Annotated in this window: 11 protein-coding genes and 3 pseudogenes; all 14 read left to right on the forward strand. The window is 35.0% G+C overall.

The window, feature by feature from the left end:
- Window positions 1-19: 19 nt before the first annotated feature.
- The 14 genes and pseudogenes from NHG49_RS11405 (at window position 20) to NHG49_RS11470 (ending at window position 15,361) form a co-directional block, all read left to right on the forward strand.
- Window positions 20-2,803 carry a hypothetical protein gene (locus NHG49_RS11405; RefSeq protein ID WP_258126012.1) on the forward strand — a complete coding sequence of 928 codons (2,784 nt, stop codon included), beginning with the start codon at window positions 20-22 and terminating at the stop codon, window positions 2,801-2,803.
- Between the two features lie 70 nt (window positions 2,804-2,873).
- A complete protein-coding gene (locus tag NHG49_RS11410) occupies window positions 2,874-3,311 on the forward strand; it encodes an SseB family protein (protein WP_064473932.1) in 438 nt (145 codons plus the stop codon).
- A gap of 56 nt (window positions 3,312-3,367) precedes the next feature.
- On the forward strand, window positions 3,368-4,816 hold the full coding sequence (locus tag NHG49_RS11415; RefSeq protein ID WP_258126014.1) for a WXG100 family type VII secretion target: 1,449 nt from the start codon (window positions 3,368-3,370) through the stop codon (window positions 4,814-4,816).
- 5 nt (window positions 4,817-4,821) lie between these two features.
- Window positions 4,822-5,310, forward strand: a complete 489-nt coding sequence (locus tag NHG49_RS11420; protein WP_061663665.1) for an antitoxin YezG family protein — start codon at window positions 4,822-4,824, stop codon at window positions 5,308-5,310.
- A gap of 583 nt (window positions 5,311-5,893) precedes the next feature.
- Window positions 5,894-6,679: a recombinase family protein gene (locus NHG49_RS11425; RefSeq protein ID WP_098103682.1), complete on the forward strand. Its 786-nt coding sequence runs from the start codon at window positions 5,894-5,896 to the stop codon at window positions 6,677-6,679.
- Between the two features lie 155 nt (window positions 6,680-6,834).
- Window positions 6,835-7,983 (forward strand): annotated as a pseudogene (locus tag NHG49_RS11430) (IS110 family RNA-guided transposase).
- A 54-nt stretch (window positions 7,984-8,037) separates the two neighbouring features.
- Window positions 8,038-8,472 (forward strand): annotated as a pseudogene (locus NHG49_RS11435) (hypothetical protein); the annotation flags it as partial.
- 5 nt (window positions 8,473-8,477) lie between these two features.
- Entirely contained in the window at window positions 8,478-8,915 is a 438-nt protein-coding gene (locus NHG49_RS11440; RefSeq protein WP_064477386.1) for an SMI1/KNR4 family protein, read from the forward strand.
- Between the two features lie 808 nt (window positions 8,916-9,723).
- A complete protein-coding gene (locus NHG49_RS11445; RefSeq protein ID WP_064477393.1) occupies window positions 9,724-10,329 on the forward strand; it encodes an HNH endonuclease in 606 nt (201 codons plus the stop codon).
- 14 nt (window positions 10,330-10,343) lie between these two features.
- The gene (locus tag NHG49_RS11450; protein WP_258126016.1) at window positions 10,344-10,811 is read left to right on the forward strand and encodes a DUF2004 domain-containing protein; all 468 of its coding nucleotides are present in this window, start codon (window positions 10,344-10,346) and stop codon (window positions 10,809-10,811) included.
- A gap of 534 nt (window positions 10,812-11,345) precedes the next feature.
- A pseudogene (locus NHG49_RS11455) lies at window positions 11,346-11,648 on the forward strand (recombinase family protein); the annotation flags it as partial.
- A gap of 283 nt (window positions 11,649-11,931) precedes the next feature.
- Window positions 11,932-13,116 (forward strand): glycerate kinase family protein, encoded by a 1,185-nt coding sequence (locus NHG49_RS11460; RefSeq protein ID WP_098103314.1) that lies wholly within the window; start codon window positions 11,932-11,934, stop codon window positions 13,114-13,116.
- The gene (locus NHG49_RS11465; RefSeq protein WP_258126017.1) at window positions 13,113-14,543 is read left to right on the forward strand and encodes an SLC13 family permease; all 1,431 of its coding nucleotides are present in this window, start codon (window positions 13,113-13,115) and stop codon (window positions 14,541-14,543) included. The genes NHG49_RS11460 and NHG49_RS11465 overlap by 4 nt, the downstream gene beginning before the upstream one ends.
- A 134-nt stretch (window positions 14,544-14,677) precedes the next feature.
- Window positions 14,678-15,361: a response regulator transcription factor gene (locus NHG49_RS11470; RefSeq protein WP_064477383.1), complete on the forward strand. Its 684-nt coding sequence runs from the start codon at window positions 14,678-14,680 to the stop codon at window positions 15,359-15,361.
- Window positions 15,362-15,363 lie beyond the last annotated feature (2 nt).

A 15,363-nucleotide genomic window follows, 5' to 3' on the forward strand; every position in this document is an offset into this window, starting at 1 on the left:
AGGAAAAGGGGAAAAGGACATGGAGGAAAACAATAATAACTTAGGGAAAAAAGTCGCTATATCAGTAATGTCGGTAGCATTACTAGGAACATCAGGATATCTTGTGTATGACAAAGGCTTTAAGACAGCAGGAAAAGAACAAGTAAAACTAGCAAGTAATACAGAAGAGAAAAAAGATGATCGTATTACAGGGGGAGATTTACAGTCTATGTTCCCAAATTTAGTCGCTGATCCTGCAAAAAAAGATGAAAAACCTGGCGAAAAACCAACTATTAATTTAGCAGACTTAATTGGAAATAATAAATCACCAATTACGCCAGTAACATATAAACCAGATGAAGTATCGGTGGAAAAGAAAGATCCACAGATCAAATTATCAGATGCACCAACTCCGCAAAAGCCAGAGTTGCCAATTAATATGGTTGGACCTGTGGCGGATAATCCTAAGTCACCAGCAGATTCGAATACACCAGTGGACCCTAAGTTACAGGTAGATCCGAACACTAAGCCACCAGTAGATTCGAATACGCCAGTAGGTCCTAAGCTACCGGTAGATCCAAAGTCACCAGTAGATCCAAATGCACCAGTGGTAGATCCAAAGCCACCAGTGGTAGATCCAAAGCCACCAGTGGTAGATCCACAGCCACCAGTGGTAGATCCAAAGCCACCAGTGGTAGATCCAAAGCCACCAGTGGTAGATCCAAAGCCACCAGTGGTAGATCCAAAGCCACCAGTGGTAGATCCAAAGCCACCAGTAGTAGATCCGAAGCCACCAGAACCAACACACCCAACAATTACAGTATCACCAAAAACGGGTGATATTTTAGTTGAGTGGTACGCAGGAAATGGAAAATACTACTCATCTGTTTTCTTTAATGATTTTTATACGAGTCAAAAAGAACTGGATGAAAATGCATTAAATAATTTAACGAACTACTATAGCAAAAAAGAAGACTGGACGCTTGTTAGCCAATTGAATACACCATCAAAATCAAAATCGATAGCTGAACATAAGTTAGCATTAGATAATGTAGAACAAATTCTTACAAGTGGTGAATATTCAAATGAGAGAGCACTATTCTATTTACGTAATCAAATGAATGTACTAAATGAATCGGTTACTACACAAGAAGAGTTACAAAGATATTTAAGTGAAAATAAGAAAGATTATATTAAATCTGTAGCAGAAAAAGTTTATCAAACAGCAATAGAAGAAAAAAGAGAGTGGTCAAATACAGGGGATGTAGCATCTTTAGAACAAGCATTAAGTAAATTTTATTTAGTTACATCAGTACTTGAAAGCGTAGATCCTACATTAGTAGAAAAAGCGAATCAAGGTGTAGAAGATATTTTCAACAAGCTATTACAACAAGAATTACAGAACCTTAATATCCAAACAACAGTAGTGCAGTCTGCAACTGAGACAAAAGAAAAAGCAAGCCCTGTAAAAGAAAATACTAGCAGTAATGAAGGAAAGGCAGTTACAGAAGGAAATGAGGCAACAAGTACAGCAACAGAGAAAAACCTAAAAGATTCAAAGACTGAGGATGTCAAAAATAACGATAAAACAAATACTATTGATTCTAATACTCAAAAAGTACAAGTGAAATCTGACCCATTTAGTCAAGAGATTGATCAAATAGAAGCGTATTTAAATCCAGTGAGTCCACAATATGAAAATGCTTTACTATTAGCAAATCAGTATATTGGTGGGGCAACAGGTGAACAAAAAGAAAAGTTAGAAAAGCAATTTGTTGCGGCTGTAGAGGGACTTCGTGGACAATTAAAAGATCCTAATTTTAAAGTGGAAGATGCTATAAATAAAGCGAATTTATTAGCAAATACGGCAAGAGTAGAAAAATCTGTTCAAGATGAATCTCATAAGTTATTAATGCCGCTAATGTTTGAAAGAAAAGCAAACGATGCAGCAAATAATGGAGAATATTATACAGCGGTATTAAATATTGCAAATGCAATTCGTACAAAGCACCCATTGGAACGTTCAAGAGAAGAAATGGTTAATTATGCGAATAAATTATGGACAGATACAGAAAATGAATGGAATAAAATAAATGGAACGACAGGATGGCAAAGTGAAGTAAGTAAAAACTTATTACCATCATACACATTACTTGCACAGTTAAAGGATATTGATAAAACGATTGGCCAAATTAGTGGTATGAATATGATTGATAATGCATCCAAAAAAATGGAGGGAATTCAACTTATTCAGTTAGCAGGTGATGAAGCAAATAAAGAAGGACAAACGAGCCTTTATAATGCTTTACATTATTATGGTCAAGCAGCTTCACGCGGTGTGGTTGACAAAACAGGATTTTCTAATGTAGCTGGTCTTGTAATTAAAGAAGCAAAACAGTTAGAAAAAACGCAATATAAATCAGCATTAAACAACTATCAAATTTTATATAAAACACCAGGTATTGAAGAATTAGGAATTAAAGATGGGGTAAAAGCGGCAATTGAGTATTTGAGTACATTTGAAGCTGCAAAGGTAAGCGGGAATAAAGATACGATTGAAGATTTAGCTTCAGCAATTGAATTAACTTACCACTCTATGGAACTAGGATATCCAGAAGCAGATGCAAAAGAATGGATGAATACGGTAGCTCTAAAAATGTTTAATAAAGGCGCAGGATATATGTCTGCAACTGATATGAATAATGCATATAAATGTTTTGAATTTTTAACTCGTGATAAATATGCAAATGCTATTAATGGAGAAATAACGAAACAAGCAAAAGAGAATGTAGAAAAAATTAAATCTATGAACGTTAAAAAATAATTAGATTTAACATTCGCCATCTTACTTTGCGTAAGATGGCGAAATTATTTCACATAAGGAGTGAAGTTCAATGAGTTTACTAGAAATTTGTCCATTAGATGAGGCGCTAGTGGAAGCTTTACAGAATGAAGAAAAAAGATTTCGTTTTTATGAGATATTACAGAAATCAAATTTGTACGTTGTTGCTTCTGTAGAGGGAGATACAAATGTAGATGAAGAAGGGAATTTGATTTCAACTGAAAATACACAATTGCAAATTCATTATTTTGAAATGGAAGAAGGATTAATGTTACCACTGTATTCTGATTTGAAACATTTAGAAATGGTTATTCCAGAAGAATGTCCATATGTCTCTATGAATGCGATTGAATTATTAAAGACGATAGATTTAGAAGCAAATGTAATATTAAACCCAGGAACAAAATTTCAAAAATTATTTGTGAAGGAAGAAATTGAAGCGATTTGTGATAACAGTATTTTTGATGTTTTTTCTAAAGGGAACAAGTAAAAATTGATGCAGTTTTATTTCTTTTTGGTATAAAATAGAGGAAGGTGGGAGAGGGTTTGGAGATCAAGGTCAAACCTGAACAACTCGAACAAATTGCCAAAAACATATCAGAGATGCAAACACACAGCCAGAACATACAACAAAATCTCAATCAATCTATGTTTAGTATTCAAATGCAATGGCAAGGAGCAACGAGTCAGCATTTTTATGGGGAATATATGAGATCAATGAGACTCATGGAATCTTACATACGTAACTTACAAGTTACAGAAAAAGAATTACGGCGTATCGCTCAAAAGTTTCGTCAAGCAGATGAAGAATATCAAAAGAAACAAAATGAAAAATTGAAAGAAACCCATAAAACAGAAAAGAAACATGTAAAATCATGGTGGGAAAAGGGAGTAGAAGGAGCAGCTGAATTCATTGGAATAAATGATGCAATTCGTGCAGTTACCGGTAAAGACCCTATTACAGGAAAAGAATTATCATCAAAAGAAAGACTCATCGCCGCAGGATGGACGCTCCTAAACTTTGTTCCTGTTGGAAAAGTGGCAAGTCTTGCTGGAAAAGGAATAAAGTATGTCGCTTCTAGCTTTGGGAAGACAATTGTAAAAGCAGGAAAAAGACTAGGCGAAGGCGTAACAATGGTAGCCGGAAAAGCTGGAAAAGCAGCTGTCGATGGTATAAAAACAGCCAGCCACAAAGTAACAGAAGGTGTAAACTTTGTAGCCTCCACAGCAAAAGGCTTTGCCGATAAAATCGGAAGTCTATGGAACAAAGGTGCCACAACCGTAAAAACAACTTTCTTGCAGGGAAATGAAAAGATCCAGCACGCAGTAAAAACATTGCTGGAGTACAAATGGATCCCAGGTGAGGGAAAAGGCTTCGCCATGGCTGGAGTAGGAAATGTCTCAGGAGGAGGACAGTATTCTCTGAAAGAGGCTTATCAGTATATGGAGAGTAAGGTTGTTAAGGGTACGGGTAATCCTCCTAAGATAACGGAAATACAAGAGGGGGACCTTGGGAAGCACATTATTAAAGGGAAAAATGGAAGAAAAGAACTGGCACCAAACGTGCGTTATGTTACCGAGGATGGTTATAAATATACAACAGATGAGCTTGGTAGAATAGTAGATGTTGAGGCAGGAGAATTAATACTTCAAAAAGGAAAACGAAACAAAGGAATGCAAGTGGCAGCAGGCCGTGAAGATAGGTTACCTGATGATGATGGTGGCCACTTGATAGGAACTCAATTCCATGGTTCTGGAGATATAGATAATTTAATTGCTCAAAATAGACAAATTAATCGCTCTGGTGGAGAGTGGTATAATATGGAGCAAGAGTGGGCTAATGCGTTAGGTGGAAAGCCTCCTAAAAAAGTAACAGTAAAGATTGAACCAGTTTATCAAGGAACGTCACTAAGACCAAATTATTTTGAAATAGTTTATGAAATAGAAGGAAAAGGGATATTTGAGAAAACGATTAGAAATCGCGCAGGAGGTTGATTAAAGTGGAAAAAGAAATGAACAAGTTGTATAGAGAAATAGCTGAAACGGTTAATGAAATGATTCCAGAAGAATGGGAGAAATTTTATTTTTATGCTCAGATATCGGAAACTGGAGGGGGGACGTACTTTTTTTATAATACACCTGAAAATAGACAATGCTTTAATTATAGTGTGAAAATCCCATTTAACTATGCTATTGATAAAGAAGAATTTAAAAAAAATAAAAGAAAGCTGTTTGAGTTGAGCGACGAACTAAGAAATGTTTTTAAAGATAATCAGCAAGAACTTTGGTATTCCTTTACAATGACTCTTGAGAGTAGTGGGAAATTTAAGATGCATTATGATTATACAAATTGGTTCGATACAGAATATGGTTTTAGTGACCAAATGATTATTTGGAAAAATAAATACTTAGGAGAAGTACCAAATGATAGAGAATATAAAGCGTTAATCGATAAATATCATAGTGAATTTCCGAATAATCCTATTTAACTAAATGAAAGACAGAAAAAATAATAGGGCGTTTGAAAATAAATACTCCATGATGGTTGTACCATCATAGAGTGTTATGTGCAATGATAGAATAGAAAATAAAGTACGAGCTTAGGCGAGATGACATTTTACCGAGCGATAAATATAAACACATGGAATGTATATTAAACTAACAAGCTCGTACAAACTCGTAAGTTTTAATATAGTATTTGTCATGATGTACAAAAGGCGTCATACTGTTACTACAAAACTTACAAATTTACGCTACTTAAAAACATATGAACTTAAAGCACTTGATTGTCAATTAAAGGCAACAAGTGCTTTTTTGCGTTTTAGCGTAGAAATTTAAAAGAGCACTATAATTTTATAAGTGCATTAAGTGTTAAATTTTTATTGTTGTTTTATAGACTGTAGTGGCTGTGAACAGTGTACGACGATAGTAGAGGAAAAAATAAAGGGTTGTGTTACTTTTTGAAGTCATCGTAAAGTACGTTTTAACGGATGGACGTTATGCACATGTTATCCGCAAAAAACGGGTAAACGTTACAGGGACTTTAATTGCTGTAACGGGAAGGGACTTAATATGGAAGAAAAAGTAGTTGGTTATGTACGAGTTTCAACAGAAGGACAAGTACGTGAAGGGTATAGCCTAACGTATCAAGTAGAAGAAATTGAACGGTACTGCATTGAAAATAAACTACAGCTGCTTCACATATACGAAGATAAAGGAATTAGCGGAGCGACAGTAGATGAAGATGGATTAACAGTTGAACGTGAAGGCTTACAAGAATTACTGTCAGATATGACGTGTCATCAAGTAAGCAAAGTTATTGTACTAAATACATCTCGGTTATGGCGCTCTGATATGGCAAAAGTGTTAATACAACGAGGGCTAAAGAAACATGCAGTTGATGTGAAAGCAATTGAACAACCGAATTATAGTATATATACACATGACCCAAATGATTTTTTAGTAAATGGTATGTTAGAGCTATTAGACCAATACCAACGTCTTGAGATTGTATTAAAGCTAAGTCGAGGTAGAAAGAAAAAAGCGGAACAAGGTGGATATGCAGGTGGCGGTGTGATGTTTGGTTATAGAGTAAAGAAAGGACAAAAAGTGTTAGAAGTGGATACTAATAAAGCAATCGTTGTACGTAGACTATTTGAGCTACGACACTTTTGTAAGCATTGGTCACTTACTCAATTGGCAGAAAGACTGAATATGGAAGGCTATTGTACAGAGAAAGGGAAGCGGTTTACGAAAGTACAAGTTAAACCCATGTTAGACCGAGAGAACTTTTATCGAGGGGTATATACATACGGGCAAATACAAACAAATGGGAAACATCCAGCAATTATTTTATAAACTCACTTAAAAAATTAGCTCATTTTACTATACATACTACTAGAGTGATGAAAATGGATAGGCTTGCGTACCTATGCGCATCGAAAGATGAACGCTCGAACTAAGGTTGCCGACATTTTTATATATGACTAAATCATTGAATAGAGGGATGAGTTATGCATAATAGACAAAACTATTTGTATGTAGGAGTAGATTTACATAAGGAGCATCACACGGCTGTTATGATTAATTGTTGGCAAGAGAAATTAGGAGAAATACAATTTGATAATAAACCATCTGCATTTTCAAAGTTCTTATTAGAAGTAGAGACATATGTGTGTGATGGGATAATTGTTGTATTTGGTTTAGAAGATGTTGGTGGTTACGGAAGAGCCAAGTGATGATACAAAAAAATGATAGTTGGGATGCGGAATGTGTGGCACGCATATTGGTAAACAAATTTAATCAATTGCCAGATGCAAAGCCAAACGATTTATTTTGGTCGATACAACAATTGGTTTCAAGAAGGAATGAATTAGTAAAAGCACAAAGTGCATTAAAGAACCAATTACATATTCAATTAAACCACCATTATCCAAGTTATAAAAAGTTTTTCTCAGAGTTAGATGGAAAAACAGCATTAGCGTTTTGGCAGCAATATCCGTCACCCTCTTGTTTAGAGGGGGCAAATATAAAGCAATTAACAGCTTTTTTATTAGATGTTAGCAACAATACATGTTCAGTAAAGAAAGCAAGCGAAATATTAAAACTTGTAAAAGAAGATGGACATACAATGAAGGAATATCAAGAAACACGAGACTTTTTAGTAAGAAGTATTGTACGGGATATTGAGTTTAAAAAGACAGAAATGAAATACATCGAGAGAGAATTAAAACAGCTAGTAAAACTACTAGATTATCAATTAGAAACGATGCCGGGAATAGAACTTGTGACGGCATCAGCATTAATTGCAGAAATTGGGGATGTAAGGCGATTTCCAAATGCCAACAAATTAGCACGATTTGCGGGGATTGCGCCTGTTTACTTTGGTTCTGGTGGGAAAGGTAAGACACACAAAAGCAAACAAGGCGCTACACGCTTTATTTTATAATTTAGCAGTACAGCAAGTGCAAGTAGCAAAAGGCAGTAAGATGCCACGAAATCCAGTGTTTCATGCGTACTATCAGAAGAAACTAAAAGAAGGAAAAACAAAGGGACAAGCATTGGTATGTATTATGAGAAGGCTTGTAAACATTGTATATGGCATGATGAAATATAAAACAGCTTATGAGTTGCCAGTAGTGGAAGAAAAAGAAGTAGTTTAATAAGGGTTTACATGGTTTGCTTTTTTATTGTGAGGGTTTAAGATTACAACATAGGGTACGGGTAAAATTGATTACGATTTAGCTAAAGATTATATTAGAGATGTAGAGTCAAAAACAGGATTGAAGCTTCATAAAAACCAAGTAGAACAATTAAAGGCTGCTCTAAGGGAACATAAGTATGAAAAAATGACGCCATTAGAAACGTTAAAACACAGAAATAAATTTAACAGTGTGAAAAACAAATTGATAAGTGAATGGGAAGAAAAAACAGGGCAAACATGGCCAAGATATACTGAGGAAGTTTATGATAAAAAAGGTAGAGTAGTAAGGGATATTGGGCAACCCTATGATGCACATCATATTATAGAGAATAATTTTGGTGGGCCTCATGAATGGTGGAATATACATCCTGCTAAATTTCCTGATGAACATCAGGCAGGAATTCATGGTAAAGGGTCACCATCAAATAAATTATTTCCAAGGAGGTAGTTTTAATGGCTGCATTTGATTTTATAAAAAATAGTCATCATAAGTTTTTTAAATTACAAGAAAATGAACTTATAGTGGCAGAAAAGAGACTTGGATTTGCGTTTCCTAATGAACTTAGAAATTTTTACTTAGAAGTTGGCTATGGTTTTATAAAAGGAAATAATGTGGATGCAATAAATAGAATAATGGATCCAGATACTATAGCAGATATTACATTGAGAGAAGGTATTTACGAGTTTGATCCAGATTTAGAGGGGATATACGAGGAAGAAGATAAATTGGTTTTTTATGAAGTAAACGAGGGTGTATATTTAACACTTGATTTGAATACTCCTCAACAAACTCCTGTATATTTTTTTGAGACTCAAATAGCTGATTCATTGGAGGAATTTATACGGAAAATTAATCAGGATACTGAATACTTTGTGAATATGGTTGATTAATACTCTAGTATAGATTAAAAGTCTACAGTAATGAGTAAACAAACGAGAATGACGAAGTTCGTGGTGCTAAAGTTAAATATACACTGACACATAAGACAAGCAAACGAAAAAGCACTTATTTTTGAAGTGGACAGAAAAAGAATAGGCTGTTAGAAAGTACGTACTTCATGATGGTTGGACCATCATGGGGTACTGTGTGCAATGATAGAATAGAAAACAAAGTACGAGCTTAGGCGAGATGACATTTTACCGGGCGATAAATATAAACACATGGAATGGACATTAAACTAACGAACTCGTACAAACTCGTAAGTTTTAACGTAGTAGTTGTCATGACATGTAAAAGGTGTCATACTGTTACTAAAAAACTTACAAATTTATGCTACTTAAAACATATGAACTTAAAGCGCTTGATTGTCTCTGAAAGGCAACAAGTGCTTTTTTCGTCTTAGTATAGAAATAAGATATAATAAAAAAGTTAATATTTTGTTAGATTGAGAAAATAAAAAGTATCTACTAAAAAGCAGCCGTCGATGGTATAAAAACAGCTAGCCACAAAGTAACAGAAGGTGTAAACTTTGTAGCCTCGACAGCAAAAGGCTTTGCCGATAAAATCGGAAGCCTATGGAATAAAGGTGCCACAATCGTAAAAACAACCTTCTTGCAGGGGAATGAAAAGATCCAGCACGCAGTAAAAACATTGCTGGAGTACAAATGGATCCCAGGTGAGGGAAAAGGCTTCGCCATGGCTGGAGTAGGAAATGTCTCAGGGGGAGGACAGTATTCTCTGAAAGAGGCTTATCAGTATATGGAGAGTAAGGTTGTTAAGGGTACGGGTAATAGAGAGGCTGAAGTTCCACCTGCTTTTAGACAAACTGATTTTGCTAGTTCTTATGAAGCAAGGTATAATCAGACACCTTCACCAATTAATTCGAAGGTTGAATTTGAAGGAATCAGAGGAGAATCTTTAAGTACGCTTAAACCACCACCAGACCCTAAATTGAAACGTATATTAGATGAAGCTGGCATTAAAGGTATTCAATATAAAAACGGAGTTCCTGATTTTTCGCCAGTATTAAAGGCTCAAATTGAAATTGACTATATGCTTGGAGGAAAAGGAAATTATGGTACAAAGGCTAGGACATACAATTTTGCTCAAGCAGACCAAAAGTTAGCAGATAAGCTAAATGACTCAGTTGAACTAGCTCGCCAATTTGGAATGGAACCTGGTGGGATTACCGCGAAAGACATAGACAAATATCGAACAAAAAATCAATTAACATGGCATGAAGTAAATGATGTGAAAATAATGCAACTTGTACCGACAGAGATAAATAAAAGATTTGGGCATCTTGGTGGAGTAGGTGAGATAAACGCAGGGGCGTTTGAGCCAGGAGGATTTGCTAAAAAATAAAAAGGAGAAGTAAGATGAAAATAAATGATGCGGTTTTTGGTGAGCTTGAATATGATTTTGTGTGGTCTAAGGATACTAGCATTAACTTTTTGGGAAATGAAGTCGAGATAGCGCTAATAGTAAAAGGTGATGAGGATGGTAAGTTTGATGAAGAACAATATGTAGCATATACTTCACTTATGCAAAATTGGGAACAATTACAACAAAGCTTTTTGCAATCAATATTAGACTATTACAAACAAGAGCGTCAGGAACTAGGTTATGATATTGAAGTAAATGAAAACTATCCATTAGTTGAAACAACTAATGAAATATTAGAAATGATAAGTTTAGATGGGATTGTTGTTCCCTATGCAGGTATTTTTGACGGTCGGGATATTGGAATTACATTTAATTGTACATGGGATACAGAAAATGGGCTAGGGATTCGTTTGTTAAATGAAAAAGTAACTGAAGTAGGTTGTCAAGATGTTGCAATTTAAAATAGGCTGTTAAAAAGTACATACTTCATGATGGTTGTACCATCATAGAGTGTTATGTGCAATGATAGAATAGAAAACGAGGTACGAGCTTAGGCGAGATGACATTTTACTGGGTGATGATGATAAACACATGGAATGTATATTAAACTAACGAACTCGTACAAACTCGTAAGTTTTAACGTAGTAGTTGTCACGACATATAAAAGGTGTCATACTGTTACAATAAAACTTACAAAATTAATGCTACTTAAAGCACTTGATTGTCGACTAAAGGCAACGAGTGCTTTTTTGTGTTTTAACGTGAAAGTTTAAAAGAGGATTATAATTTTATAAGTGCATTAATTGTTAAATTTTATAGATTGTAATGGCTATGTACAGTATACGACGATAGTAGAAGAAAAAATAAAGGGTTGTATTATGTTTTGAAGTCATCGTAAAGTACGTTTTAACGGATTTAAGTTATGGACACGTTATCCGCAAAGAACAGGTAAACGTTACAGGGACTAAAATTACTGTAACGGGAGGGAATTTATAATGGGAGAGAAAGTAGTTGGTTACGTACGAGCTTCAACGGAAGGACAAGTACGTGATTGGTATAGTTTAGCGTATCAAGTAGAAGAGATTGAACGTTACTGTAACGAAAATAATTTAGAACTACTTCGTGTGTATGAAGATAAAGGAATCAGCGGAGCGACAGTAGATGAAGATGGATTAACAGTTGAACGTGATGGGCTACAAGAGCTATTGTCTGATATGGCGTATAAACAAGTAAGCTATGTTGTTGTGTTGAATACATCACGATTGTGGCGCTCTGATATGGCGAAAGTATTGATACAATGAGAACTAAAGAAACACGAAGTAGATGTGAAGACAATTGCTTGTTGAGTACAGGAAACGCGAAATCATACAAGTATTGTCCCGTAATAGAGAAATAAAATTGAATAAAGAGTAAAGGAATAAATCCGTTGTGCTATTTCATAGTACAACGGATTTTTTAGATCACAAAACTCAGCACTTTCTCACCAAATTTTAATGTAAGCTTAATTGTGCTCTCTTTTTTCACCTTTAGTATAAGCCTTAGAAACGAAAGAGATATACAAGGTGAAGGGAGAAATATTACATGCGTATTTTAGTTGTACCATCCGGATTTAAAGAAAGTTTAGGGGCGAAGGAAGCTGCTGATATAATGAAAGAGGGGATTTTAAAAGTCATGCCGTTAGCTACTGTAGAGACTTTACCAATGGTTGATGGCGGGGAAGGTTTTACAGAGGCAATTATAAATATTACTGATGGAACAATGTATAAAGTACAAGTAACGGGACCTGTTGGAGAAAAGATACAATCTTATTTTGGAGTTTTTGAAACGAGAAATGGTGAGCGTACAGCTGTTATTGAAATGGCTGCTGCTGCGGGGCTACGACTTGTACCGAGAGATTTACGTGATCCTAGAAAAACGACTACTCATGGTGTTGGGGAGTTAATAGAATTAGCCTTAAATAAAGGGGTAGATCGTATATTAATTGGATGTGGTGATTCAGGAACATCTGATGGAGGAGCTGGTATGGCTGAAGCTTTAGGTGTAAAGTTTTTAAATGAAGCTGGAAAGGAAATACAAATTCATGGTGGAACCTCTTTATTACAAGTTTCAAAAATAGATACATCACAAGTAGATCCTAGATTAAGGCATGTTCAAATCGATGTTGCCTGTAATTGGTTTAATCAATTATGCGGCGAACAAGGAGTAGCGCGAGTATTCGGTCCGCAAAAAGGTGCTAACAAAGCACAAGTAATAGAACTAGAAAAAGCACTGGAGCGCTATGCTTCTGTTATAAAAAAAGATATGGGTATAGATGTACATCATACACCAGGAAGCGGTGCATCTGGTGGGCTTGGTGCTGGATTACAAGCTTTAATTGGTGCAACGCTTCATCCGAGATACAATATTATTATGAAGTATATGGATTTAAATAAACTATTGTTAGCGTGTGATCTTGTATTTACTGCGGAAGGAAGTATAGATTTTCAAACACCACGTGGGAAAATTCCAGCTGAGGTGGCTAAATGTGCAAAAAAATATGGATTACCAGTAATCGCATTAGTAGGGACAGTCGGTAAAGGTGCACGTATCAATTACGATTATGGAATTGATGCATATACAAGTATATTGCCAATGCCATCTTCATTAGAAAATGCATTTTCTAATGCGGAGAAATGGCTTCGTGATTGCACAGAGAGTACGATGCGTACAGTTTTAGTCGGTTATCAAATCGCTTCTCGGTTGAATAACAGTGGGTACGTATCATGATTGAAAAAAATGTAGTGGAATTACATGTGAATAGTACCGATAATCCAAAAACTAAGCCATCTTGGGTTTTGCCCGTAGCACTTATAGTAATGGTAGAAATAGTTCTTTTGCTTCCATCGTCATTAACGATGGAAGCAAAATGGAGTTTGTTTGGATTTTGCTGTGCAATTATTTTATGGACAACAACAACGATAAATTCGGCCTATATCGCACTAGGGTCTGTCTTATTTCTAATTATTTCAGGAACAGCAAAGCAAGATTTTTTATTCGATTCGTTAGCTTCAGATGTTATTTGGCTGATGATCGGTTCCTTTATTTTAGGAAGGGCACTTCAAGTTACCGGTTTAGCTGAGAAAATGACGTACTTTGTTGTAAATCGTGCTCGGAATATAGCCGGTTTGTGCGGGATTTTGACAATGATTATTCAAATACTCGTCTTTTTTATTCCATCAACATCTGGACGCGCAGCGGTTGTATTACCTGTTTTTCAAGCTATCTCAAAAGAAATTGGGAGTAGAAGAATTACGAAAGCATTAGCAATTTTAATGCCTACTGTTATTTTAGTATCAACAAGTTCTACAATTATTGGGGCAGGCTCACATTTAATCGCCCTAGATATGTTAAAAGAATTTAATAATAAAACCATTACATTTGTAGAGTGGTTAATATGGGGGTTCCCATTTGGAGTCATAATGAGCTGTATAAGTTGTCGCGTAATATTATTTTTATTTTTAGACAAAGAGGAAGTAAAAACAAAACTGAAACAGAAAAAAATTAAGTTTGAATTATCGCGAAATGAGAAGTATACAATTAGTATTATAATAGCGATGGTAGCTTTTTGGTTAACAGAGTCGCTACATGGTTTGGAAATTGCAACTGTTACGATAATCGGAGTATTTTTATTAACTTTACCAAAACTCGGCGTGATGCAGTGGAAAGAAAGTTTAAAAGGTGTCTCGTGGAACTTAATTCTATTTGTTGGAGCAGCAATTGCATTAGGGAAATCTTTAATGGAGAGTGGTGCAGCGCAATGGATTATGCAAAAGTTATTTTTAGTAACAGAACTAATTAATAAGCAATCCATTTTTATCGTGTTACTCGTAATTGTTATTCTTTCAGTCACATCACATTTATATATTACATCTCACACGACGAGAGCGGTAATTTTTATTCCGCCATTACTATATTTTGCTAGTAGTCTACAGCTTAATGAAGTAGCTGTACTATTTTTAGGGATTGTTGGCATGAATTATTGTTTAACCTTTCCAGTCAGTTCTAAAGCTTTACTTTTATTTCAAGAAAGTGATAGAGAAACTTTTCAATCGCAAGATTTATTAAAGTTAAGTAGCTATTTAAGTGTTATATATATGCTTCTAATGGTCTTATTTTACTATGCATATTGGCAATGGGTTGGATTGTCTCTCTAACAATCAGGAATATATTTCGTTCCTCATTTTTTTCATTAAGTCGGACAGAATACTGGGCATTATTTCTTTTTGAGGAAAGTATTACTTGTTATACTGGAATGGTATGAAAAGATTATATAATGCGGGAGGCTTTTATGGGAGAAAGGATTTTAATTGTTGAGGATGAAGAAAAAATTGCGCGTGTCGTACAGTTAGAACTAGAATTTGAAGGATATGAAAGTGAAATTGCTAAAACAGGAACAGAGGCAATGGAAAAGTTTCACGATAGTAAATGGGATTTAATTTTACTTGATGTAATGCTTCCAAACATAAGTGGATTAGAAGTACTTCGAAGGATACGTTTGAAAAATGCTGTAATACCTATTATTTTATTAACCGCTCGTGACTCAGTTGTTGATAAAGTAAGTGGCTTAGATCAAGGAGCAAGTGATTATATTACAAAGCCATTTCAAATAGAAGAACTTTTAGCGAGAATTCGTGCATGTTTAAGAATTTCAAACGTAAGAAAAGAAGAGGAAAATAGTAGTTATCAAATTGCAGATTTATATTTAGACGAGAAAACACGAGAAGTGAAAAGAGGGAATCATTTAGTGGAATTAACACCACGAGAGTTTGATTTATTACTATTTTTAATGAAGCATGAAAATCAAGTGTTAAATCGAGAACAAATCGTAACGAATGTTTGGGGATTTGATTATTATGGTGATACAAATGTTGTCGATGTATATATTCGATATATACGTAAAAAAGTAGATTGTAATGTGGACGTACCACTTATTCACACTGTTAGAGGTGTTGGGTATGTCTTAAAGGTATAGTA

The sequence above is a fragment of the Bacillus sp. IBL03825 genome, assembly GCF_024712505.1.
Taxonomy (GTDB): domain Bacteria; phylum Bacillota; class Bacilli; order Bacillales; family Bacillaceae_G; genus Bacillus_A; species Bacillus_A wiedmannii.

Excerpts from the sequence above, each read along its gene's own strand:
- NHG49_RS11425 (WP_098103682.1), top strand. The coding sequence starts at position 5,894 with ATGGAAGAAAAAGTAGTTGGTTATGTACGAGTTTCAACAGAAGGACAA.
- NHG49_RS11460 (WP_098103314.1), top strand. The coding sequence starts at position 11,932 with ATGCGTATTTTAGTTGTACCATCCGGATTTAAAGAAAGTTTAGGGGCG.
- NHG49_RS11410 (WP_064473932.1), top strand. The coding sequence starts at position 2,874 with ATGAGTTTACTAGAAATTTGTCCATTAGATGAGGCGCTAGTGGAAGCT.
- NHG49_RS11470 (WP_064477383.1), top strand. The coding sequence starts at position 14,678 with ATGGGAGAAAGGATTTTAATTGTTGAGGATGAAGAAAAAATTGCGCGT.
- NHG49_RS11465 (WP_258126017.1), top strand. The coding sequence starts at position 13,113 with ATGATTGAAAAAAATGTAGTGGAATTACATGTGAATAGTACCGATAAT.
- NHG49_RS11440 (WP_064477386.1), top strand. The coding sequence starts at position 8,478 with ATGGCTGCATTTGATTTTATAAAAAATAGTCATCATAAGTTTTTTAAA.
- NHG49_RS11445 (WP_064477393.1), top strand. The coding sequence starts at position 9,724 with ATGGAGAGTAAGGTTGTTAAGGGTACGGGTAATAGAGAGGCTGAAGTT.
- NHG49_RS11450 (WP_258126016.1), top strand. The coding sequence starts at position 10,344 with ATGAAAATAAATGATGCGGTTTTTGGTGAGCTTGAATATGATTTTGTG.
- NHG49_RS11405 (WP_258126012.1), top strand. The coding sequence starts at position 20 with ATGGAGGAAAACAATAATAACTTAGGGAAAAAAGTCGCTATATCAGTA.